The 23,058-nt window shown below is 70.1% G+C and carries 17 protein-coding genes, 3 tRNA genes and 1 pseudogene; 10 read left to right on the forward strand and 11 right to left on the reverse strand.

Annotated features, from left to right (window positions below; all coding sequences use genetic code 11):
* Nucleotides 1-61 precede the first annotated feature (61 nt).
* Complete coding sequence (locus D457_RS0105550; protein ID WP_017579655.1) at nucleotides 62-2,974, forward strand: FAD-binding and (Fe-S)-binding domain-containing protein; 2,913 nt, start codon at nucleotides 62-64, stop codon at nucleotides 2,972-2,974.
* 10 nt (nucleotides 2,975-2,984) lie between these two features.
* On the opposite strand, the gene D457_RS0105555 is transcribed toward D457_RS0105550, so the two are convergent.
* Nucleotides 2,985-3,518, reverse strand: coding sequence for a hypothetical protein (locus tag D457_RS0105555; protein ID WP_017579656.1), 534 nt, complete (start codon nucleotides 3,516-3,518; stop codon nucleotides 2,985-2,987).
* A gap of 2 nt (nucleotides 3,519-3,520) precedes the next feature.
* The gene (locus D457_RS0105560) at nucleotides 3,521-3,880 is read right to left on the reverse strand and encodes a hypothetical protein (RefSeq protein WP_017579657.1); all 360 of its coding nucleotides are present in this window, start codon (nucleotides 3,878-3,880) and stop codon (nucleotides 3,521-3,523) included.
* A 159-nt stretch (nucleotides 3,881-4,039) separates the two neighbouring features.
* On the opposite strand from D457_RS0105560, the gene D457_RS0105565 reads away from it, so the two are divergent.
* The 3 genes from D457_RS0105565 (at nucleotide 4,040) to D457_RS31940 (ending at nucleotide 5,028) form a co-directional block, all read left to right on the forward strand.
* Nucleotides 4,040-4,112 (forward strand) — tRNA-Asn (locus D457_RS0105565).
* Nucleotides 4,113-4,354: 242 nt separating this feature from the next.
* A tRNA-Asn gene (locus tag D457_RS0105570) sits at nucleotides 4,355-4,430 on the forward strand.
* A gap of 58 nt (nucleotides 4,431-4,488) precedes the next feature.
* Nucleotides 4,489-5,028 (forward strand): response regulator transcription factor, encoded by a 540-nt coding sequence (locus D457_RS31940; RefSeq protein ID WP_394297030.1) that lies wholly within the window; start codon nucleotides 4,489-4,491, stop codon nucleotides 5,026-5,028.
* A 123-nt stretch (nucleotides 5,029-5,151) separates the two neighbouring features.
* Here the strand turns inward: D457_RS31940 and D457_RS0105580 are convergent, their stop codons facing one another.
* Nucleotides 5,152-6,039 (reverse strand): SAM-dependent methyltransferase, encoded by an 888-nt coding sequence (locus D457_RS0105580; RefSeq protein ID WP_017579659.1) that lies wholly within the window; start codon nucleotides 6,037-6,039, stop codon nucleotides 5,152-5,154.
* Between the two features lie 646 nt (nucleotides 6,040-6,685).
* Here D457_RS0105580 and D457_RS0105585 point away from each other — a divergent pair.
* Nucleotides 6,686-7,387 carry a RibD family protein gene (locus tag D457_RS0105585; RefSeq protein WP_017579660.1) on the forward strand — a complete coding sequence of 234 codons (702 nt, stop codon included), beginning with the start codon at nucleotides 6,686-6,688 and terminating at the stop codon, nucleotides 7,385-7,387.
* Nucleotides 7,387-7,872: a cytidine/deoxycytidylate deaminase family protein gene (locus D457_RS0105590; protein WP_017579661.1), complete on the forward strand. Its 486-nt coding sequence runs from the start codon at nucleotides 7,387-7,389 to the stop codon at nucleotides 7,870-7,872. Before D457_RS0105585 ends, D457_RS0105590 begins: the two co-directional genes overlap by 1 nt.
* Before the next feature lie 806 nt (nucleotides 7,873-8,678).
* On the opposite strand, the gene D457_RS0105595 is transcribed toward D457_RS0105590, so the two are convergent.
* A complete protein-coding gene (locus D457_RS0105595) occupies nucleotides 8,679-11,165 on the reverse strand; it encodes a DEAD/DEAH box helicase (RefSeq protein WP_026116366.1) in 2,487 nt (828 codons plus the stop codon).
* A gap of 193 nt (nucleotides 11,166-11,358) precedes the next feature.
* Nucleotides 11,359-12,348, reverse strand: a complete 990-nt coding sequence (locus D457_RS0105600; protein ID WP_017579663.1) for a malate dehydrogenase — start codon at nucleotides 12,346-12,348, stop codon at nucleotides 11,359-11,361.
* A gap of 310 nt (nucleotides 12,349-12,658) precedes the next feature.
* Here D457_RS0105600 and D457_RS0105605 point away from each other — a divergent pair.
* Nucleotides 12,659-12,732, forward strand: a tRNA-Ile gene (locus D457_RS0105605).
* Between the two features lie 277 nt (nucleotides 12,733-13,009).
* Here D457_RS0105605 and D457_RS0105610 read toward each other — a convergent pair.
* Both D457_RS0105610 and D457_RS0105615 read right to left on the reverse strand, forming a co-directional pair.
* Nucleotides 13,010-13,537, reverse strand: coding sequence for a hypothetical protein (locus D457_RS0105610; RefSeq protein WP_239646018.1), 528 nt, complete (start codon nucleotides 13,535-13,537; stop codon nucleotides 13,010-13,012).
* 20 nt (nucleotides 13,538-13,557) lie between these two features.
* The gene (locus tag D457_RS0105615) at nucleotides 13,558-14,208 is read right to left on the reverse strand and encodes a hypothetical protein (protein WP_017579665.1); all 651 of its coding nucleotides are present in this window, start codon (nucleotides 14,206-14,208) and stop codon (nucleotides 13,558-13,560) included.
* A 399-nt stretch (nucleotides 14,209-14,607) separates the two neighbouring features.
* Between D457_RS0105615 and D457_RS0105620 the strand changes: the two genes are divergently transcribed.
* Complete coding sequence (locus D457_RS0105620; RefSeq protein ID WP_017579666.1) at nucleotides 14,608-16,527, forward strand: GDSL-type esterase/lipase family protein; 1,920 nt, start codon at nucleotides 14,608-14,610, stop codon at nucleotides 16,525-16,527.
* A gap of 21 nt (nucleotides 16,528-16,548) precedes the next feature.
* On the opposite strand, the gene D457_RS0105625 is transcribed toward D457_RS0105620, so the two are convergent.
* A complete protein-coding gene (locus D457_RS0105625; protein WP_017579667.1) occupies nucleotides 16,549-17,169 on the reverse strand; it encodes a TetR family transcriptional regulator in 621 nt (206 codons plus the stop codon).
* Between the two features lie 415 nt (nucleotides 17,170-17,584).
* A pseudogene (locus D457_RS31945) lies at nucleotides 17,585-18,286 on the reverse strand (glycerophosphodiester phosphodiesterase); the annotation flags it as partial.
* A 254-nt stretch (nucleotides 18,287-18,540) separates the two neighbouring features.
* On the opposite strand from D457_RS31945, the gene D457_RS0105635 reads away from it, so the two are divergent.
* Nucleotides 18,541-19,311 carry a DeoR/GlpR family DNA-binding transcription regulator gene (locus D457_RS0105635; protein ID WP_017579669.1) on the forward strand — a complete coding sequence of 257 codons (771 nt, stop codon included), beginning with the start codon at nucleotides 18,541-18,543 and terminating at the stop codon, nucleotides 19,309-19,311.
* Nucleotides 19,312-19,388: 77 nt separating this feature from the next.
* Here the strand turns inward: D457_RS0105635 and D457_RS0105640 are convergent, their stop codons facing one another.
* Nucleotides 19,389-19,871, reverse strand: coding sequence for a VOC family protein (locus D457_RS0105640; protein WP_026116367.1), 483 nt, complete (start codon nucleotides 19,869-19,871; stop codon nucleotides 19,389-19,391).
* Between the two features lie 83 nt (nucleotides 19,872-19,954).
* Complete coding sequence (locus tag D457_RS0105645; protein ID WP_017579671.1) at nucleotides 19,955-21,238, reverse strand: MFS transporter; 1,284 nt, start codon at nucleotides 21,236-21,238, stop codon at nucleotides 19,955-19,957.
* 214 nt (nucleotides 21,239-21,452) lie between these two features.
* Between D457_RS0105645 and D457_RS0105650 the strand changes: the two genes are divergently transcribed.
* Nucleotides 21,453-23,054 carry a sensor histidine kinase gene (locus tag D457_RS0105650; RefSeq protein WP_017579672.1) on the forward strand — a complete coding sequence of 534 codons (1,602 nt, stop codon included), beginning with the start codon at nucleotides 21,453-21,455 and terminating at the stop codon, nucleotides 23,052-23,054.
* The last annotated feature ends 4 nt before the right edge of the window (nucleotides 23,055-23,058 follow it).

Below are 23,058 nucleotides of genomic sequence, written 5' to 3' on the forward strand. Positions count from 1 at the left end.
CGGCCGCCGGACCCGCGCGCCGTGGTTGCCACGCCGCCACCGCCCGCGACACGCTGTGAGCATGGCCGACCCGCAGAGCAGCACCGCACGCCCCGACCTTCCCGCACTCCGCCGTGACCTCGAAGCCGGCGTTCAGGGAACCGTCGCCCTGGACGCGGGCACCCTCGCCCTGTACACCTCCGACGCCTCCAACTACCGCCGCGTCCCGCTTGCGGTGGTCATCCCCGAGACCGTTGACGACTGCGTGGCCGCCGTCCGCGCCTGCGCCGCGCACCAGGTGCCGATCATCCCGCGCGGCGGCGGCACCTCCATCGCCGGGAACTCCATCGGCACCGGCGTGGTCATCGACACCTCGCGCCACCTGCGCGCCATCATCGACATCGACCAGGCGGCCCGCACCGCCACGGTCCAGCCCGGGGTCATCCTCGACGACCTGCGCGCCGCCGCCGCCGAACACGGGCTCACCTTCGCCCCCGACCCCTCCACGCACAGCCGCTGCACCATCGGCGGGATGATCGGCAACAACGCCTGCGGCTCCCACTCGGTCGCCTGGGGCACCACCGCCGACAACGTCGTCTCCTTGGACCTGCTGCTCTCCGACGGCACCCGAATCACCGTCGGCTCCGAGCACACCGCCGAGGAGTTCGCCGAACTGGCCGCCCGCCCCGGCCGCGAAGGGGAGATCCACGCCGCCCTGGGCCGCCTCGTGGAGACCCACCGCTCCGAGATGCGCACCGCTATGCCCCAGTTCCGGCGCCGCGTCTCCGGCTACGCCCTGGACCGGTTGCTCCCGGAGAAGGGCCGCGACGTCGCCGCCGCCCTGGTGGGCACCGAGGGCACCTGCGCCATGGTGCTGGGCGCCACCGTCCGCCTGGTGGAGTCGCCGCCCGCCCGCGCACTGGCGGTGCTGGGCTACGAGGACGCCCCGGCCGCCGCCGACGCCGTCCCCGGGCTCCTGGAGCACTCCCCGCTCACCGTCGAAGGCCTCAACGACCGCATCGTGGCCGCCCTGGACCGGCACGGGTCCAAGACCCGGGTCCCGCTGCCGCTGGGCCACGCCTGGCTGCTGGTGGAGATCGCCGGTCAGACCATGGACGAGGCGGCCGTCGCCGCGCAGACCATGATCGACTCCCTGGACGAGTCCAGTAGTCCCCGCGACGCCGCCGTGGTCACCGACCCCGCCCACCAGAAGGCCCTCTGGCGGATCCGCGAGGAGGGTGCCGGTCTCACCTCCCGCACCCCCACCACTGCCGAGGCGTGGTCCGGATGGGAGGACGCCGCCGTACCGCCGGAGAACCTCGGCGCCTACCTGCGCGACTTCGAGGGCCTCATGGCCCGCCATGACCGCTACGGGGTCGTCTACGGCCACTTCGGCGACGGCTGCCTGCACGTGCGCATCGACTTCGAGCTCACCCACGAGCGCGGCCGCCGCGCGTACCGGGCCTTCATGGAGGAGGCTGCCGAGATCGTGGTGCGGCACGGGGGTTCGCTCTCCGGCGAGCACGGCGACGGACAGGCCCGCTCCGAACTCCTCAGCCGTATGTATCCCGAGAGCCTCATCCGCGCCTTCGGCGAGTTTAAGCGCGTCTGGGACCCGGACAATCTGATGAACCCGGGCATCATCGTCGACCCGCTGCCGCTGGACTCCGACATCCGGGTCGCCACCGACCTGCGCCCCGAGCTCCCGCTGCTGTCCCAGACCACTTTGGCCTACAACGAGGACGACGGCGACTTCGCCAAGGCCCTGCGCCGGTGTTCGGGGGTGGGCAAGTGCCGCCGCCAGAGCGGCCCGGGCGTGATGTGCCCCAGCTACCAGGTGACCCAGGAGGAGAAGCACTCCACCCGCGGTCGCGCCCACCTGCTGTTCGAGATGGCCAACGGCGAGGTCATCACCGACGGCTGGCGTTCGGAGGAGGTCCGCGAATCCCTGGACCTGTGCCTGTCCTGCAAGGGCTGTCTGAGCGACTGCCCGGTCAACGTGGACATGGCCTCCTACAAGGCCGAGTTCCTGCACCAGCACTACAAGGGCCGGGTGCGCCCGGCCGCGCACTACTCGATGGGGTGGCTGCCGGTGCTGGCCCGCCTGGCCGCCCTGGCCCCCGTGGAGGCCAACCGGCTGGTGCGCTTGCCCGGGGTGTCCACACTGGCCAAGAAGATGGCCGGTGTGGCTGCCCAGCGCGACCTGCCCGCCTTCGCCCGCACCACGTTCACCCACGCCTTCCGCCGCCGCCTGAACCGGGGTGAGGGCCGTCAGGGCGGTCCCAAGGTGGTGCTGTGGCCGGACACCTTCGGCAACCTGCTCAACCCGAACGTCCTCGTCTCGGCCGTGCGGGTGCTGGAGGACGCCGGTTTCTCCGTGGTACTGCCCAAGGGGCAGGTCTGCTGCGGGCTCACCTGGGTCTCCACCGGCCAGCTGGACGTGGCCCGCGCGGTGATGCGCCGTGCAGTGACCGCCCTGGCGCCGCTGGTCTCCCAGGGGCTGCCGGTGGTGGGCCTGGAGCCGAGCTGCACGGCGGCGCTCAAGCATGACCTCGTGGAGCTGCTGCCGGGGGAGGAGAGCAAGCGGGTGGCGGCCGCGGTGCACACCTTCGCGGGCTTCCTCAACGAGTACGCCCCGGACTGGCAGCCGCCGCGCGTGGCTGCCTCCGCGCTGGCCCAGGTGCACTGCCACCAGCACGCCGTGACCGGCTTCGACGCCGACCGGGACCTGATCGCCAGGGCCGGGATCGACGGCGAGGTACTGGACTCGGGCTGCTGTGGGCTGGCGGGCGACTTCGGTTTCACCGAGGGGCACTATGAGGTGTCCTCGGCGATCGGCGAACGCGAACTCCTGCCCCGGGTGCGCGCCGCCGACCCCGACACCCTGGTCCTGGCCGACGGCTACAGCTGCCGCACCCAGATCGAACAGGGCACGGGGCGCAAGGCCCTGCACCTGGCCGAGGTCCTCGCCCAGGGCCTGGACAAACGGAAGTAGGGGAGCGCGTTCACACGCCCATCTGTTCGCGGATCAGGGCCAGGGCCCGGGAGACGGCCGTGGAGAGGCGCGGGTCCTCCGGGTCCAGGTCCTCGCCCAGGTGCACCCGCCAGTCGATCTCACTGCCCAGCGGGGCGCGCCGGGCCACCAGTCGGAAGCCGGTGGTGGACTCGGTGGAGGGGAAGGGGACGAAGCGGTTCACCAGGATGGTGGAGGTGACCCGTTCGGAGACGGTCTCGGCCATGCGCCGGTAGTCCACCGGGTCACCGGTGAGTTCTGTGCGCAGACGCACGGTGTGCTCGCCCACGCCCTCCTCCACGAAGGTGAGCGCGTCGGGGCTCCACCGGGCGCGGTCGATGTCCTGCCAGAGCACGGCACGCCCCTCGGGCAGGTACAGGGCGCGGGTGGTCGCGACCAGGACGGCCCCGCCGGGGGCCGGGGAGTCCCCGGCCGGGGCGGCGACGGGTGCCTGTGCGAGCACCCGTTCACCGCGCTCCAGCCGGGAACGCACCTGTTCGGGGAGGTGGGGTCCGAACAGAGCCATAGTCAGAAGTCCCGGTCCTCGGGCCTGCTGTCTCCGGTCCGGCCCTTCTCGGGGCTGTGCCCGGGCCGTGTCCCGTTGGCCACGCTGGTCTCCCACTCCATGAGCTGGACCTCCTCGTCGGTGGGGCGCGCGAGGAAGTCCCGCACCGAGGTGACGGGCATCTTCTCCACGGCCTTGTCGTAGACGGCCCGTCCGGCCTTGCTGGTCTGGGCGCCGACGACCCCGGCCACCTCCTGGACCAGCGGGCTGTCGGCCACCTTGCGGGCGGTGCGGGCGAGCTGCTCGTAGCGGGCCCTGCCCGCCTTGGCACCCAGCACGTATCCGATGGCGAGTCCGGCGACGAACGTGATCCGGTAGCGCATGGCTCCCTCTTTACGGACTTGGTGACGGTCGGAGTGCTGCGTGCCCGACGTTACCTTCCCGTGGTTGGGGCCACACGAGCCGACACCGGTCACGAGCACTCTCGAAGCGCGCTAGTCTATTCATGTCGCCGAGGCCGCAGGGCTTCGGGGCGGTGTCGATCCCGCGTAGCTCAATCGGCAGAGCAGCCGGCTGTTAACCGGCAGGTTACTGGTTCGAGTCCAGTCGCGGGAGCAGTAGAGAAAGGGCCCATCGGAGAAATCCGGTGGGCCTTCTTCGTATTGGGAGCCCCCGGCCCGCGGGTGGCCTGTAGGGGATGGTCCGCGGGGCGGCGGGCAGGCTGACGGGTTGCGTGCACGTGAGTGTCCGGTGGGGTGAGCTGGGCTGCACAGGGCGAAAAGGCGTCGCGAGCACCCTCGTGGAGGCGCTAGGATTGTGCATGTCGCCGAGGCCGCAGGGCTTCGGGGCGGTGTCGATCCCGCGTAGCTCAATCGGCAGAGCAGCCGGCTGTTAACCGGCAGGTTACTGGTTCGAGTCCAGTCGCGGGAGCCACATCAGGGCCCTACTTCTCCAAGTGGGGCCCTTTGCCGTGGATGCTGCGGGTCTCGTCGTGGGTGAAGTCCGCGAAGGGGAGGCCGGAACGGACATCCGGATGCCCGGGACCGACGGCCTCGCCGCCACCCGGGAGATTACGGCGGACCCTGCCCTGGCGCAGACCAAGGTCGTGGTTCTGACCCCCTTCGAGATCGATGACTACGTTTACCAAGCGTTGCGGGCCGGGGCGAGCGGCTTCCTCGGCAAGGGGGTGGAACCGTCCGCTCTGGTGGACGGTGTCCGCGCGGCCGTGCGCGGGGACACCCTGCTGTCGCCGGCGGCGACCAGGGGGCTGATCCGGCGTTTTCTGGAGTCTTTGACGCCCGTAGCGACCACGGCGCATCCGGGGGTGGCGGAGCTGACCGCGCGGGAGCGGGAACTGACCGCTCTGGTGGCGGAGGGCCTGTCCAACGCGGAGATTGCCGACCGACTGTTCCTCTCACCTTTGACGGTGAAGACTCACGTCAATCGCGCGATGACCAAGCTCGGATCGCGGGATCGAGCACAGTTGGTGGTGGCCGCCTACAAGTACGGGTTGGCCGAACCGTTGGTTTGACGAGAACGCCCCATCGCGGCTGCGGGGGTCGAGAGCGGCGCCGGGGCGAGTTCGGGTTCAGGGGCGACCCTCGCCCGCTGCCGGGCCCGGGGGCTCCAACGCGGGTACGAGGGTGGGGCGAGCTCAGATGCGTCCTATGCCGCCGATGATGAGTTGCTGGTTGCGCTGTGGCATCGCGTAGCTCCCGGGGACGGGGGGATCCACCTGCAGGGGGTGCCACTTCTGGGTCTGGAGCAGGCCCGGGGTCACCGTCTCCCAGCCGTCGAAGAGTGAAGCGATCTCCTTCTCGGTCCGCCAGTAGCCGTGCCCGAGGTGTTCGGTGAACAGGCGCTGGAGCTGCTCCGCCCGGAGCGCGCTCTTGGGGCTGCGCGCGGAGTCGGGGCGGCAGTAGTGGCTGAGGGCCATGTGGCTGCCGGGGGCCAGGGCCTCGCGCAGTTCCGCGATACCGCGGGCGGCCGCCTCGAAGTCGCTCAGGTGTGAGACGGCGCCGGTGAGCAGGAGCCCGATCGGCTGGTCCAGGTCGAGCAGCTGGCTGCTCTCCGGGTCGTGCAGGAGGCTGTGGGTGTCTCCCAGCCCGCCCCGCACGGCGGTGGTGGTGCGTCCGTCGCGGATCAGTGCGAGGTGGTTGGTGAGGACCACGGGGTCGTCGCTGGCATAGACGACCCGGGCGTCGGGGATGCTCTCGTGGGCGATCTCGTGAGGATCCCCGGGCGCGGGCATTCCGGACCCCACCTGGAGGAACTGGCGGATGCCCACTTCCGCGGCCAGGTGGCGTACTGCCCGCTGGAGGAAGGCGCGTTCCCCCAGGACGATGTCGACGAAACCGGGCACGGCGCGCTCGGCTTTGACGGCCAGATCACGGTCGACCGCGAAGTGGTCCTTCCCCTCGAGGTGGAAGGAGCGCAGTCGGGTGATGCTGGCGCTGACCAGGTTGACGGGCGGCGGAGGTTTGGCCCTGACGTGTTTGTCCCCCGCCTGCCTCAGGAAATCGGGGGAGGTGAAACGAGACATCGCCGTCCTCTTGTCTGAGGTGGGGAAGTGCGGTCGACTCCCAGGTTTCTGGGAAGGTCCCGTGCGGGACCGCGTCAAGGGATTCTATTCCGCGTTGGCGCGGTTGTTAACCGACTCCAGGATACAGGTGGTAAAAAACGTTGCCTGAGGTTGCCCTTGAAGGTGCGCGCGCTACGTGTTAAGGCGGCCTTGAGTGAACACGCACTTATACACCCAATGTCCATTATGCGAGGAATGGGGTCAGAGTCACCGGCCCCACCCCGGGACCGGTGAACCACCCGAGCCACCTCGGAGGCTCGAAACCTCCCCGCTCTTCGGGCTTCACCGGGGGAACCGGCCGAGCGGCTCCACCCGGCGGCCCCGGCCGGGGAGGTCCTCCTGTACCCCCCGCGAACCCCTCCGAAGGGCCCGGGTCGTGGGTCCCGAACGGTCGCGGATGCCGAAACAGCCGCGGTCGCCGATGGCGAAATCGGCGCGTATTCTCCCTAACGGCACCGCTGCCAGCGACAATCCCCGCCGAGCGCGGTTAAGCCATTCACGCACTTCTCCAGTGGTAGGCCCCGGAAAAGGAAGAGCGTGGGGAAGAGAACACGCGCCCGCGCACGACCTCGGACTTCACCCGCGCGAACGCCGTTAACCTGGGGGCATGGACCGTCCCTACACCATCCTGAGCTGCGCGATGTCGATCGACGGACGCATCGACGACACCAGCCCCGAACGCCTGCGCCTGTCCAACGAGGCCGACTTCGCCGAGATCGACGAACTACGCGCCGGATGCGACGCGATCCTGGTCGGCGCGGGCACCCTGAGGGCCGACAACCCCCGCCTCCTCGTGCGCTCACCGGTCCTGCGCGAACGCCGCCGCGAACAGGGACGTACCGAGAACCTGCTCAAGGCCGTGATCACCCGGGGCGGCGACGTGGACCCCGGCGCGCGCTTCTTCTCCACCGGCGACGCGGGCGCGGTCGTCTACACCGGCGGGCCCGGCGTGGCCACCGCCACCGAGCGCCTGGCCGGACGCCCTGACACCGACCCGCCCGCCGAGGTCGTGGACGCGGGAGACCCGCCCACCGCCGAGGCGATCCTGAACGACCTGGCCGGCCGGGGCGTCACCCGGTTGCTGATCGAGGGCGGCGGACACATCCACACCCTGTTCCTCACCTCTGGCCTGGCCGACGAGCTCCGGCTGGCTGTCGCCCCGTTCCTCGTGGGTGAGGAGGACGCTCCGCGCTTCGTCATGCCGGGCGCCTACCCCTACTCCCCGCAGACGCCCATGCGCCTCGTGGAGGCTCGCGCCTTGGGCGGGATCGCGGTGCTGCGGTACGCGCTGAACCCGGGGGAGCGGTGATGGACCCGACTGGGAGAACCGGCGGCCCCCGGCCGGCGGAGGGGGCGGCCGACCGCTTCTGGCTGACGGCGGCGATCCAGTTGTCCCGCTCCTGCCCGCCCTCGAGCACCGCCTTCTCCGTCGGTGCCGTCGTGGTCTCCGCGCAGGGACAGCTCCTCGCCGAGGGCTACTCGCGCCGCGACGACCCGCATGACCACGCCGAGGAGGTGGCCTTCCGGGGGATCGATCCCGAGGACCCGCGGCTGAGGGAGGCGACCGTCTACACGTCCCTGGAGCCGTGCAGCTCACGGGCCTCACGCCCGCGCTCGTGCGCTGAGCTGATCCTCTCCACGCCCGTTCCGCGCGTGGTCCTGGCCTGGCGTGAACCGGCCCTGTTCGTGGACTGCGACGGCGCCGAACGCCTGACCGCCGCCGGACGCACCGTGGTCGAACGCCCCGACCTCGCCGAGGGCGTCCGCGAGGTCAACGCCCACCTGCTGAACTGACCGGGGGACACTTCACCCCACCGGGTTATCCACAGGAGGGCGGCTCCGCACTGGCGCGAACGCCTCGCCCCGGTGTCCCCTTGTACTGGGGGAGCCTTCCGCCTCGCCCACCTCAGCACGCCCAGAAACCTCGGAAAACGCGGACGGGGCCCTCCCCGCCCCAGATGCTGTTGCCGCATCTGGGTGGGGTCCGGGGGTGGTTTCCGGCAGTGGGTTCGGGGGCTTGGGGGTGGGTGGAGGTGTCCGAAACCCGGGCTGGCACGTGTCTGTTGCTTCCGTAACCGTCAGGTCCTCGGTGATCTTGCTACCAGGAGCAAGTTCGGCGCCGAACTTGCTCCTGGTAGCAAGATCACGCTGAAAGGAGGGGCCGAAACCGGTCCGGGTCCGGCCGGGGTGGTGCTTCGATCGGTCTGTCCACCGGGCCGGGTAGGGGTTCCCGCCGGGGCGGGAGCGGTGTCTTCGCTGTTGCTGTTCGTTGGGGTGCGTGACCGGACGCGACACGGCCAGGCCTTGCGCGCAGGCCGGTGGAGGGTACCGCGCAGTTGCCGTTGGGCCCCTTCGGGGCCCGTCTGTCACCCAGACCACTCCTCCCCCGTTTCCCGATAGCTGCCCACCGCTGTCGCAGCGAAGCGGGTCAAGGTGGACACGGCGAAGCCGCGACGGCGACGACCTTGACGCGCGCAGCGCAGACGGCAACCACCAAGCGGCGGGCAACGGAGCCCCAACCCGAACCCCAGCCCGGACTCCCCCCGGATTCGCCAACAGCATCCGCCCCGGGAAGGCCCCGCCCCGCACCTCCGGCTCGTCTAGAGCCGGTTCACGTCCGTCACGTGTACCACTGCGCGCCCCTCGGCGTTCGACGCGGCCAGGTCGACCTCCGCGCTGATCCCCCAGTCGTGGTCACCGGCCGGGTCGGCGAGGATCTGGCGGACCCGCCACATGTCGTCCTCCTCCTCGATGAGGAGCATCTTCGGACCGCGCGCGTCCGGACCGGTACCGATCTGGTCGTGCTCGGCGTAGTACGCCTCCACGGCCTCGGCCCACTCCTCGCCGCTCCACTCGTCGTCCTCGGAAAGCTTGCCCAGGTCGCCGTAGCGCCGCCGGGAGGCCAGCTCCACGCGGCGGAACATCTCGTTGCGGACCAATACCCGGAAGGCACGGGCGTTCGCGGTGACCGGGCGGACCTTTTCCTCGACCTCCGCGCCCTCGGCCTCCTCCTCCGGGTTGGTGAGCTGCTCCCACTCGTCCAGGAGGCTGGAGTCCACCTGGCGCACTAGCTCGCCCAGCCACTCGATGAGGTCGCGCAGCTCCTCGGTCTTGGCGTCGTCCGGCACCGTCTGGTTGAGCGCCTTGTACGCGCTGGCCAGGTAGCGCAGCACCAGTCCCTCGGAGCGGGCCAGCTCGTAGTAGCCCACGTACTCCACGAAGTTCATCGCGCGCTCGTACATGTCACGGGCGATGGTCTTGGGTCGCAGCGGGTGGTCGCCCACCCACGGGTGGCCGGTCCGGTAGACCTCGTAGGCGTGGTTGAGGAGCTCCTCGAGCGGCTTGGGGTAGTCGACCTCCTCCAGCAGCTCCATGCGCTCCTCGTACTCGATGCCCTCCATCTTCATTTCCTGGACGGCTTCGCCACGCGCCTTGTTGAGCTGGGCGCCGAGGATCTGACGCGGGTCGTCCAGGGTGGACTCCACCACGGTGAGCGCGTCCAGCGGGTAGGTCGGCGACTCCACGTCCAGCAGGTCCAACGCGGCCAGCGCGAACGTGGACAGCGGCTGGTTGAGGGCGAAATCGGCCTGCAGGTCCACGGTGAGCCTCGCGGTGCGGCCCTGCTCGTCCGGTTCGGGCAGGGTCTCCACGATCCCGCCGTCCAGCAGCGACCGGTAGATGGAGACCGCGTCGTGGATGTGGCGGCGCTGTGTCTTGCGGTCGTCGTGGTTCTCGGTGAGCAGGTACTTCATGGCGGTGAAGCAGTTGCCCGGCCGCCCGATCACGCTCAGCAGCATCGCGTTGCTCACCCGGAACCGCGAGTTCAGCGGCTCGGGCTCGGACTCGATGAGCTTGCGGAAGGTCGCCTCGTCCCAGGACACGAACCCGTCGGGGGCCTTCTTGCGCACCACCTTGCGCCGCTTCTTGCTGTCGTCGCCCGCCTTGGCCAGCGCCTTCTCGTTCTCGATCACGTGCTCGGGGGCCTGGGCGACCACGTTGCCGACGGTGTCGAACCCGGCCCGCCCGGCACGCCCGGCGATCTGGTGGAACTCGCGGGCCCGGAGCCTGCGCACCCGCACCCCGTCGTACTTGCTCAGCGCGGTGAACAGCACGGTGCGGATGGGCACGTTCACGCCCACGCCCAGGGTGTCGGTGCCGCAGATGACCTTGAGTAGCCCGGACTGGGCCAGCCGCTCGACCAGGCGCCGGTACTTGGGCAGCATTCCGGCGTGGTGCACGCCGATGCCGTGCCGCACGTAGCGGGACAGGTTGCGACCGAACTTGGTGGTGAAGCGGAAGTTGCCGATCTCCTCGGCGATCTTCGCCTTCTCTTCCTTGGTGCACATGTTGATGCTGGTCAACGACTGTGCGCGCTCCACGGCCTGCGCCTGGGTGAAGTGCACGATGTACACGGGCGCGTGACCGTCGCCGAGGAGTTCCTCGAGGGTCTCGTGCAGCGGGGTGACGCGGTAGTCGTAGTAGAGGGGGACCGGGCGCTCGGCGGAGGCGACCACGGCGGTCGACCGTCCGGTGCGCTTCTCCAGGTCCTCCTCGAACCGGCTGACGTCGCCCAGGGTGGCCGACATCAGCAGGAACTGCGCCTGGGGCATCTCCAGCAGGGGCACCTGCCACGCCCACCCGCGGTCGGGTTCGGCGTAGAAGTGGAACTCGTCCATGACGACGGTGTTGATGTCGGCGTCCTTGCCCTCGGCCAGGGCGATCTGGGCGAGAACCTCCGCCGTGCAGCACACGATGGGAGCGTCGGCGTTGACGCTGGCGTCACCGGTCATCATGCCGACGTTCTCGGTGCCGAAGATCTTGCACAGGTCGAAGAACTTCTCCGACACCAGCGCCTTGATCGGCGCGGTGTAGAACGCGCACTCGTTCCGTGCCAGGGCGGCGAACAACGCGCCGGTGGCGACCAGGCTCTTGCCGGAGCCGGTGGGGGTGTTGAGGATGACGTTGGACCCGGAGACGACCTCGATGAGGGCCTCCTCCTGGTGCGGGTAGAGGGTGATGCCCCGCTCCTCGGCCCACAAAGCGAACGCCTCGAAGAGGGAATCGGGTTCTGGTTCGGCCGGAAGCACATCGATGAGACTCACGGTCTCTATACTGCCCGCTTTCCGCACCCCTTCGGGACACGGCGGGGGGTTCGTCCGCTCACCAGGGCCTTGTGCGGTCGCGAACTCCCACACACGCGAAGGGCACGCCCCCGTGAAGAGGGCGTGCCCGTGACAGCCACGCGCTGCGGACCTACGAGCGGACCCGCTGACGGAACTGCTAGACGAGGCCGAGCTTCTTGACGGTGTCGCGCTCCTCGACGAGCTCCTGCACCGAAGCGTCGATACGGCCGCGGGAGAACTCGTCGATCTCCAGGCCCTGCACGATCTCCCACTTGCCGTCCTTGGAGGTGACGGGGAAGGAGGAGATGAGGCCCTCGGGCACGCCGTAGGAACCGTCGGACGGGATGGCCGCGGAGGTCCAGTCGCCCTCGGGGGTGCCGTTCACCCAGTCGTAGACGTGGTCGATGGCGGCGTTCGCGGCCGAGGCGGCCGAGGACGCGCCACGGGCCTCGATGATCGCGGCGCCGCGCTTGGCGACGGTCGGGATGAAGTTGTTCTCCAGCCAGGCCTGGTCACCGACGGCCTTGGCGGCGTTGGCGCCGTTGACCTCGGCGTTGAACAGGTCCGGGTACTGGGTGGCGGAGTGGTTGCCCCAGATCGTGAGCTTCTTGATGTCGTTGATCGACACGTCGAGCTTCTTGGCGAGCTGGGTCAGCGCGCGGTTGTGGTCCAGACGCGTCATCGCGGTGAAGCGCTCGGCCGGGACGTCCGGGGCGTGGCTCTGCGCGATGAGGGCGTTGGTGTTGGCCGGGTTGCCGACCACCAGGACGCGGATGTCGTCGGCGGCGCCGGCGTTGATCGCCTCACCCTGGGGCTTGAAGATGCCGCCGTTGGCCTGGAGCAGGTCACCGCGCTCCATGCCCGGGCCGCGCGGACGGGCGCCGACCAGCAGGCCGACGTTGGCACCCTCGAACGCCTTGTTGGCGTCGTCGAAGATGTCGATGCCCTGGAGCAGCGGGAAGGCGCAGTCGTCAAGCTCCATCGCCGTGCCCTCGGCGGCCTTGACGGCCTGCGGGATCTCCAGCAGGCGCAGCTTCACCGGGGTGTCGGCGCCGAGCAGCTGACCGGAGGCGATCCGGAACAGGAGGGCGTAGCCGATCTGGCCGGCGGCGCCGGTGACGGTGACGTTGACGGGTGCTTTGGACATGCGTGAACTCTCCTGACGACGATGTGCGACCCGCGATGTTACCAACGGGTTCGAGGCGGCTCCGGTGCCGGGCCCAGGGGGTACGGCCAGGCGCGCGCCGCACCATCACACCCTAGACCGCTCCCCGGCGCCGTCCGTGACCAAGGTGCGGTCTAACGCTTCGCGCGTCGCCGCCCACGGCCTCACGTGCGTCGTTGTCCGGCTCGTCTCCAGTGTTGCTCCCGGGTGTGGGCAAGCCCTGCGGCGCAACGGATTTACCGCGAGGAAACGGCGGACACACCCTGTTAGGATGACGTTTGCTGGCGACAGGGGGCCGGTAGCTCAGTTGGTTAGAGCAGGGGACTCATAATCCCTGGGTCGCGGGTTCGAGTCCTGCCCGGCCTACACCTCTCACCTGTGTGGAAACCCCCTCCACGCGGCGCCGACGGCACTCTTGGGCCGTCGGCGCACCCACCCCTTCAATTCCTGAACCGGGGTGGCGTGCGCGGACTATCTCGCTTTTCGTGACGTTTGTCCGAATGGTTCCCTTTTCTGGTTTTCCGGTGGCGCGTGTCCAGCGAAGACCGTGTTCTCCGCCGGAAACGGACAGCACCGAAACCTCACCGCCCGGGGCCCGTTCGTTCGGCGGGCTCCCGGGGTGATCGACGCGATGGCCACGTGGTCAGTCGTCGCCCACCATCTGTTTGACGAAGGACCGGTAGTCGCGCAGGACCAGCCGCAGCGCCTCGGTGTCGGCCTCGTTGTCGTTCCAGACCGAGCGCAGAGAGGCCCGGCGCGCCTCGATCTCGGCGATCAGGGCGTCGGCGACCTCATCGGCCAACGCGTCCGCCTCGCGCACCGAGCGCGGGGGGTCGTCCACGAACTCGCCCTGGGCTTCGGTCCAGCGCTCACGCACCTCGTGTGTGACCAGGCCGCGGGGGCGGAGGCGCCAGGTTCGGGAGGGGTCGGGGGTTCGGCGGGGTCTGGCCTGCTGGGGCACGCGCACCTCGGTCGTCTCGGTCACGTCGGTCGTCGTGGCCTTTCCACCGGTCTCGGCTTCGCCGCCGGTTCCGACTCGCCCGGCGGGCTCGGTCGGGGCGGCAGGCTCGGGGGCCGACACCGGTTGCGGGGGCTTCAGTTTCTCGACGGGCTCGGGGTCGATCCGTTTCGCGCCCGGCCGGTGCCGGGGCCGCACTGGGCGATCCGCCATGTCAACCTCCCTCGTGATGGCTACTCCGTCTGTTCCGCCTGCGCGGTACGGGGTGTTCCGGTCTCCCGGCCGTTGCCCTTCCTGCGCTCCTTGGGGAGTCCGCCGAGCAGGGCTTCCACCAGGTCCCGGTAGGCCAACAGCGCCTCGCGCAGGTTCTCGGTGGCCGTCTGGTCCGCCTCGGCGAGGTGCCCGGCCGCCCAGGTGGCGCGGTAGCGGGCGACCGCCTCGGGGTGGTCCACGGACAGATCCTTGGCGCGTCTTTCGAAGCTCGCGTCGTCGTGGACACCGCCCTCGGCCATCGGGCCGTCGGGGTAGCCCAGGTCCCGCATGATGCTGTCGGTGAGGCTGCGCGCGCTGCGGACCGACCCGACGGGGTCGTCCACGAACTCCCCCTGAACCGCGGCCCAGGCGTCGGCGTGTGCCGCGGCCTCCTCCCGGGTGAGCTCACGAAACTCGGTGCCCCCGCGCTCACGGAGCCGTTCGGTGAGGTCCCGCTCGGCATCCGCCCTGTCGCCGTACGCCTCCAGAGCGTGGTCGTACTCGGGGCCGAAGCGTCTTCTGAGGCGGCTGGTGCGAAGGGCGGGGAGGAGCACCAGCTGAGCGGCGGCCGCGGCTCCTCCGGCGATGACGATCACGACTATGACGATGATGACGATCGTTCCGGTCTCCACGGGGGGTACCTCCTGACCGCCCTTTTGCCCTCAAGGGGCGGGTACGAAACGCGACGTTCCGTGTGCCTGCGGACTTTCCGCAGGTCGGGGCGGGTGCGAAGAGATCACCGGGTTTCCCGGGGGTGGTTCCGGAGTGTCGGAGGGGGCCGTTGGGTCGGGGCCGAAAGCGAATGCGAGGCCCCTCGAACACGGGGTCGGCACCCCCGTTCTCCCCTAAACTGGCGGCCGGTCGGCGGCCGCCATGTCCCATGTCTCCCGCGTCCGGTGCAACCACCGCGCCGGGGTTCGTTGGACCAGTGGGTGTCTCAGACGTGTACGGGAGCATCCGCCGCCTCCGGTGGATGCGGACATCGGAGTGCACTCGGGGCGGCCGGGAGGAACAGACGGGGAGGAAGGCGTGTGGTGGACGGGGGGCGAACAGGCACGGGCGCCGCGAACCCGAAGGCCACGGTCTGGGACCACGTCCTGCGGGGCGTCTCCGTCCTCGCGGTGTTCCTGCTTGTGCTGACCGCCTTCAACACCACGGTCACCCCCGACGTCACCGCGCACCCCGCCGACGAACCCGTCGCGCAGCCGCTGTCCGCCCTCATCGATCGGATCGGGATCTCCCCGGACGGCTCCGCCGGCGCCGGGGACCTCGACCACGCGGGCAACAGCCTGTCCGCGCGCGGCCTGGCCGCGGCCGGCTGGCACCCTGGCGGAGAGGTCATCCTGCTGGACACCCCGCTCGAACTCCCCGTCTACGGTCCTGGACGCCCCGACCACGTGATCTCCGACGGCCAGTCCGTAGCGCTCACCGCCGAACCCGCCGAGTTCCAGTCCGTGACCTTCCTGGCCACCGGGACCCGGACCGACGGCACCGGCGAGGACGTGCGGGGCAACGGCCGGGTGGTCTACTCGGACGGCACCACCAAGGACTTCCCGTTCTCGGTTCCGGACTGGGCGGCGGGCCCGGCCGGGGACGCGGCCCTGTCCCTGCCCTACGCCAACTCCGCCACGGGTTTCGGGCAGGACACCATCGGCTCGGTACGCCTGTACGCCCGTTCCGTGCCGCTGGACCCCGACCGCGAGGTCGACCACGTCATTTTGCCCACGGTCCTGGACGACGACGCCAGCCTGCACGTGTTTTCCGTGGGCGGGCGGTCCGCGGCGCAGTCCTGGACCGGTACCTGGGCCCGCGCCACCTCCGGGTACGCCGAGGTGGGCCCGTGGGAGGACCAGACGCTGCGCCTGACGGTGCGCACCACCACTGGCGGCTACAAGGCCCGGATCCGGCTCGACAACACCTTCGCCTCCCGCCCGGTCGCCATCGGCGCGGCCTCCATCGCCCTGCGGGACGAGGACACGTCCACGCACGGCGCGGCCATTCGCGGCGCGGCGGTCCCGATCACCTTCGACGGCGCACCCGGAGCGGTCATCCCGGCCGGGGGCAGGCTGGTCAGCGACCCCGTCGACATCCTCCTGCCGCCGCAGACACAGCTCCTGGTCAGCTTCCACCTGCCCGAACGGGTCACCGCTGCGCCGGTGCACTACGCCTCGGTGGACACCAACTACACGAGCGTGCCCGGCAGCGGCAACCAGACCATGGACGGCACCGGCGAGCCGTTCACCGGGCTGGTGGACCGGTGGCCGTTCCTCACCGGGATCGAGATTTCGGACGGCCCGGGTGCGGTGGTGACCTACGGCGACTCCATCACCGACGGCCTGCGTTCGGGCCGGGACGCCTACACGCGCTGGCCGGACGTGCTCAGCGCGCGGCTGCACGCCAGCCCTGACCTGCCCAACCCGGGGGTGCTCAACCTCGGGGTGGCGGGTAACCGGATCACCTCGGACGGCTACCCGGGCGAGGGCGTGTCCACCTACGCCAGCGGAGTGAGCATGCTGCACCGCGCCCAGCGGGACGTCTTCTCCCAGAACGGGGTGGACTCGGTGGTGGTCTTCGCCGGGATCAACGACCTGCGTTGGGGCGTACACCCGGACGAGGTGGTCGCGGGGCTGAGGCGGTTGGCCAACACCGCCAACGAGCACGGAGTGCGGGTCTTCGTGGCGACCCTGGTGCCCTGCGCGGGGGAGGCCCGGTGCACTCCGGAGGTAGACCAGGGGCGTGAGTACGTCAACGCCCACCTGCGGGAACAGGCGCAGGACCCGGCCTCCTCGGCTTTCGACGGGGTGTGGGACTTCGACGCGGTGCTGCGCGACCCGATGGCGCCGGACCGGCTGCGCTCGGAGTACGACTCCGGCGACCACCTGCATCCCAACGACGCCGGGCTGAGGGCGATCGCGGAGTCGGTGGACCTGTACGAGCTGATCGGCGGCTGACAGCCCTTCCCGCCGGTGCGGTCAGCGCGGGTACTGGAGGTGGTGGTGGATCACCAGGTCGACGTAGACGCCGCCGAGATCGCTGAGGCTGAGTCCGGCCTCGGGGTCGTACCAGTGCAGCAGTGAGTCGAAGGTGTCCAGGACGGAGTCGGTGGCCTTGCCGGTGTCGCGGATGGGGAACTGTCCGGCGGCCACCCCCGCCACGATGATCCCGTGCACGTGCGCGCGGAAGGTCCGGTGCAGCGAGCTGATCTCGCGGTGTCGGGCGGGGTTGATGGCCCGCAAGGTCGGCAGCAGGTCCTGGCTCAGGGCGATGGCGGCACGGTGTTTCCAACCGGAGCTCACCTGCCTGCGGACGAGGTCGGACATGCGTTCGGTGGGTGGCCGTTCGGGGGCGTCGGCCGCCAGCTGGGTGTTGACGCGTTCTCTGGTGGCACGTAACACGACGGCGTAGGTCAGGTCGAACCTGGTGGGGAAGGCCCGCCTGAGGCATGCCGCGTCGGTGTCGGTCTCGGCCGCGATCCGGTGGGTCAGATCGGACATGGCCATGCCGCGGGAACCGTGCTCGGCGAACAGGCGGGCCGCGCAGTCCAGGACGGGGGCTGTCGTGCGAAGCACGTGAGGGGAGAGGTCGGCCGTCATGCGTGGGTTTCTCGTCGGTCGGTGTGCACCGCAAAGGGGAGGGAACTCCAGGGTATCCGCGAGCGGGTGACAAAACGTGTGGAACAGCGGAACTCATTGACCAAAGCGGATTTTGTGGTGCGCATGGTGTTCATGTGCGCAATGACATTATTTATGGGTGTCGTGTGCTGTTTCTCCAGGGCGGCCAGTGGGCCGTGGTGGGCCCCTGGTCTGCTGTCTCAGTACCTCCTCAGGTCGCTCCGGTGGGCGGGTTCGTTCCCTGCGCGACTCCGTGGAAGGAGCCCTGGGCGGCGCTTTGTTCCGCGTTGTGAACGCCGTTGTGGGCGGCGTTGTTAATGGCGTTATGGTGCGTCCCCTGGTGCGCCTCGTGCGGTGTCACCGATGGCCGCTGCGGAGTTCCCGGCACAACCCCCTGAGGGGTTTCCTGGGAACGGCCTGAAGTCAGCGAAACCAGGTCGTCGACGCGTTCGGTGGCCAGAGCGTCCACACCCATGCCGATGAGCCGCGCCATCTCCGGGAACTCGTTCACCGTCCAGGCGACCACCCGATAACCGTGCCGGTGTATCTCACCGATCCTCTCCCGGTCCAACAGGGTGTAGTGCGTCCCCAGGAACGTCGGCCTCAACGCGTGTGCCACCTCCTGCGGAGGCGGTCCGGGCTGCTCCCAGGCCAGCATCAGCCGCACGCCGGGGCTCCGGGCGCGCAGGGCCTGTAGGGTCTCCAGCGGCCCGGTGAACAGCGCCTGGTCGCCGAAGCCGTGCTCACGCAGGACCTGGTCGGCGGCGAGCGCGGCCTCCGGCGAGGTGACGTCAATCAACAGGGGCGAGGCGTCCCGGCCGCAGAACTCGGCCAGCACCTCCATCAGTGTGGGTACGCGCTGCTCCACGTCGTCGCGGGTGGCGGCAAGTTCGGCCAGGGTCAGATCACCGACCTGGCGGGGCGGGGAACCCGGGGCGGTCACGACACGTTCGTCCACCAGGACCGGGTACCCGTCCGAGCTCAGGTGGACGTCGATCTTGACCAGGTCCACTCCGGCGCGCAAGGCTGAGCGCAGGGCCGGAAGCGTGTTACCCGGGAATCGTGCGGTGTCTCCGCGTAGTGCGATGGACATCGTCATGCAGTCAAGAGTCGCAAAAAGCAGCGCGTCACGTGGCGCAAACAGGAAAAACGCCCACCAAGGCGTCCGGGCGGGGCCCGTGCGAGCGGTGCGCGGCGCCGGTACGTACGGTGCTGAGGTCCGGTCGCGGTGGGATTGCGAGCGGACTCACGTCGTCAGGACACCGTCCTGGGTACAGCTACCTGGGAAACTTTGTTAATGGGTGTCGTGATGGCACGGCGCCCCAAGGCCGGCCCCCGAGTGTGAGGCGAACGATGATCCCGGACCAACGGCGAGAGCACATCCTGAAGCTCCTGCAGGAGCGGCACGTGCTGAGTATCAACGAGCTCACGTCGATGCTGTCCGTGTCCCACATGACGGTGCGTCGCGACATCCAGTCCCTGGAGAACGACGGCAAGGTCCTGTCGGTCACCGGCGGCGTGCGGCTGGCTGCCCGGCTCAAGAGCGAGCCCTCCTACCTGGCCAAGGCCCAGCTGGAGGTGCCCGCCAAGCGTGCCATAGCGCGCGCCGCGGCCGACTTGGTGCGCGAGAACTTCACCATCTACCTGGACGCGGGCACAACCACCCTGCAAATGGTGCCGCTGCTCACCGACAAGGTCGGGCTGACCGTCATCACCAGCGACTTCAACGTCGTCGGCCACCTGATGGAGTACCCGGGGATCGAACTGATCCACACCGGGGGTGTGGTGTCGCACTCCGACCACTCCTCCGTCGGCCAGTTCACCGCGGACTTCCTCCGCCAGGTCAACGTCGACCTCGCCTTCATCGCGAGCAGTTCTTGGGACGCCGAACGCGGCTCGACTACCCCCTCCGAGGCCAAGGTGATCGCCAAGCAGGAACTGCTGCGCATCGCCTCCAAGAGCGTTCTGGTGGTGGACAGCACCAAGTACGGCAAGTTCGGCACCTTCCGGGTGGCCCGCCTGGAGGAGTTCGACCTGATCATCACCGATGACCGCCTGCCGCGCTCCGCGGTGGACGAGCTCGGCGAGCGCGACATCCGCCTCAAGACCGTTCCGGGCGAGTAGCCCCGCTCCTCCTCAGGTTTCCCAGATTCCCCGCGCAGAGCGCTCTTTCCTCGCAGGGAGCGCTCTGTCCGGGGGACTCAGTCCTCGCCGGTGTCGGGGTCGGCGGGCACGAACAATGCGAGTTCGGTGCCGTCGGGGTCCTGGAAGACCAGGGTCGAGCCCTCCGCGGTGTGGGCCACCGGGGTGTGTTCCACATCCATCCGGGTGAACCGGTCCTCCCAGGCTTCCAGCACGCCCAGGTTGGCCACGGCCAGGGTCAGGCGGCCCAGGCCGCAGCGACGGCTGTCGAAGCGGCCCTTGAAGTTGTCCCGGTGCTGGGCGAGCTCGATCACCAGACCACCCGGGTGTCGGAGCACGGTCTGGCGCAGGCCGTCCCGGTCGTCGGGGCGCTCCGGCCGGAACCCCAGCACGGAGCGGTAGAAGTGCGCGCTCACGTCGTGGTCGCGCACGGACAGGGTCACACGCGCGATTCCGGCGAGCGGAGGGGACGGTGGGGAAGCCACACGGCGCAGGCTGGCACGGGGTGCGAGCGCTTTGAACAGATCAAGCACGGTTGCCAACCCTAGGCCCGACCCCGCCTTCCTGTCAGGTTCTTGACGCGGGCTTAACGCCCGCATCACAGGGGTTGCGGCGCCGGACCAGATCAGGCCCCGTGGGTGGCCCCGGTGGTCTTGGCCACGGGCGCCACGGCTATCGGGGCGGCGGTGGCATCAGGGCTGTGGGAGCGCTCGTACCAGCGCCCGCGCAGGACCAGCGTGGTCACCGCGAACGAGATCAGCCCGCCAGCCGTGGCCAGCGCGAACGCCCCCTGGTGGCCGTAGGTGTCGGCCAGGGCGCCGGAGGTCATGGAGCCCAGGGACTGCCCCAGGATCAGGCTGCTCAGGATGATCGCCATCGACTGGGAAAGCCGGCTGGGCGGGGCCGCCCGCTCGATCAGCCCGAACAGACTCACCAGGTGCGGGCCGATCGCGATACCCAGCACGAAGATGGCCACCGCCAGGGTCGCGGGCCCGTGGTTCAGGTACAGGGGGAGGGTGAGCAGGGCCAGACCGCCCGCCGCCACCCGGGTGCGCGCGGTCAGCGAGAAGCCCACCGGCAGCGAGGCCATCATCAGTCCGGCCACGGCGCTGCTGGACCCCATCACCGCGTACATCAGTCCGGACAGGTCACCGTGTCCGGCGTTGTCCGCGAACGCGGTCACCCCCGTGGACATTCCGCCGAAGAACAGCCCCTGGCAGAACATCGGTACGGCGAGCAGGAGCAGCGCCGGACGGGCGATCCGGCCCTCGGTGCCGCGCACCGGGACCGACCCGGGCGGAGCGGTGGGGTGCAGGGCGAACACGGTGCCGAACACACCGATCAGCACGGCCGCGCCGAGCACGCTCGCGGTGGGTGAGAGGGTGAGGGTGAGGATGCCGACCAGGGCCGGGCCCAGGACGAAGGAGGCCTCGTCCAGGACGCCCTCCACCGACATTGCCGCCGAGACCGAGCGTTCACGCTCCGGTCCACGGTCGGGCCCCTTACCGATGAGCACCACCCAGCGGGTGCGCGCCATCGGGCCGACCTGGGGCATGCACAGACCGCCGACGGCGGCCAGCGCCACCAGGGCCGGCAGCGGGGCGTCCGCCGCGACCGCGGCGACCAGCAGGACGATCAGGGCCGCGTCCAGGAGCGCGGTGACCAGGACGGGGACGCGCTGCCCGTGGCGGTCGGCGAAGCGGGCGATGATCGGACCGCCCACGGCCTCACCGAGCGCGAACGCCCCGGAGACCAGACCGGCCGCGGCGACGCTGCCGGTGGTACTGGTGACCAGGGTCAGCAGCCCGATGAGGGTCATCGATACGGGGAGCCGGGCCAGGAAGGTGGCGAGGAGCAGCGGCCAACCGGCGATCCGGTTCATCCGCCGCAGGGTCTCCAGAGGTGACATACAACCTCGTTCTGTCTCGTAGTGCCGCACCGTCGCCCCCGGCCGCAAACCATCCCATGATAGGTGGACTGTCCCAGGCCGGGGACACGGCAACCGTCCTGGGGCGAGGGCGCAGGACGTCAGGTGACGGAACAGGGCAACCGCCATCGGACAGGGGCAGGACCTGACTTTCGTGGGTGACCGGAGCCGGTCCCGGCTGTGTAGGTTCCTCCCCATGGACTTCGCCGAACTGTTCCGGGGTGCGCGTCGGGCGCTGACCCCCGCCCCCGGGTGGCCCGCCCGGGGCGCCGCCGTGCGCGACCTGCTGCTGTGGTTCGGGCTCAGCCTGATCCTGCTCTCGGAGTCTTACGCCTTCTCACTCGCCGGACACGACGGCATGTCGCTCCTCCCGGTCCTCACCGCGGCGGCGGGGCTGGTGATCGTGCTCAGCCGCACCTACCCCCTCCTGGCCCCCTGCCTGGCCGTGTACGTCTGTACCTGGTCCCAGGCCTTCGTGGTCCCGCTGATCGTCGTGTCCTACCTCGCGGGCCGCCGAACGAGGCGCACCCGGCTCGCGATCGCGGTTTTCGCCGTCCTGTGCCTGGTGATGGCCTGGTACGTACTGGACAGGATCGAGGAGACCCCGGGCCTGTGGATCACCGTGGGGTTCGCCCTGGTGATCTGCACGGTGCTGCCCTGGCTGGTGGGCGTCTACCGGCGCCAACAGGTGGAACTGGGTGCGGCGGGCTGGGAGCACGCCCGCCAGTTCCAGCTCGAACAGCAGCTCACTGCGGACCGCGCCCGGATGCGCGAACGCGCGCGGATCGCCCAGGACATGCACGACTCCCTCGGCCACGAGCTCAGCCTCATCGCCCTGCGCGCCGGAGCCCTGGAGGTCTCTCCTGACCTGGCCGACCGCCACCGGGAGGAGATCGCGCAGCTGCGCGCGACCGCCGTCTCGGCCACTGCCCAGCTGCGCGAGATCATCGGGGTCCTGCGCCCGGACGCCGAGCCGGAACCCGCGCCCACCGCACCGGCCGGGGAGAGCGTCTGCGCCCTGGTCGAACGCGCCCGCGACTCGGGGCTGGACGTCACGATCGTCCGCGAGGGGCCGCTGGAGGAGCTGCCGCCGATGGTGGACCGCGCCGCCTACCGGGTGGTGCAGGAATCCCTGACCAACGCCACCAAGTACGCGCCGGGTGCCCCGGTGACGGTGTGGTTGACCGCGGACGGCACCCGGGTGGAGGTCCGGGTCACCAACGCCCGCACCGGGAAGGAGGGACAGGCGCCGGGCTCCGGCGGCGGGCACGGGCTCACCGGCCTGCGCGAACGCGTCCGGATGGTCCGCGGAAGCCTGGCCGCCGGTCCGCACGGGGACGGCTGGGAGGTGTGCGCCACCATGCCGCTGGACGGGGAGCAGGTGACCGAGGGGGAGGGCGACGGCGACAGCACCGAGGTGATCGAGCAGCTCCAGCGGGCCGCCCGCCGCCGGGTCCAGCCGTGGACCCTGGCTCTGGTCGCCGTTCCGGTGGGCGTGGTCCTGGTCGTGATCGCCGCCGTCTACGCCACTCTCGCTAGCGTCCTGGCAGACAGCACACTGCCGCCGCAGGAGTACGCGTCGATCCCTGTGGGCGAGCACCGGGACGAGCTGGAGGAGCGGCTGCCCGACTACCCGATGGGGCTGACCGTGGCGCAGCTGGAGAGCTTCGAGTCGGCGGACCCCGGCTGCGACCACTACCGCAGCTCGGCCAGGATGTTCGACGGGGACGTGCTCTTCTACCAGCTGTGCTTCGAGGAGGGGGTGCTGGTGAGCAAGGAACAGCTGGAGTCCCGATGAACCC

It is taken from the genome of Nocardiopsis valliformis DSM 45023 (assembly GCF_000340985.1).
Classification (GTDB): Bacteria; Actinomycetota; Actinomycetes; order Streptosporangiales; family Streptosporangiaceae; genus Nocardiopsis; species Nocardiopsis exhalans.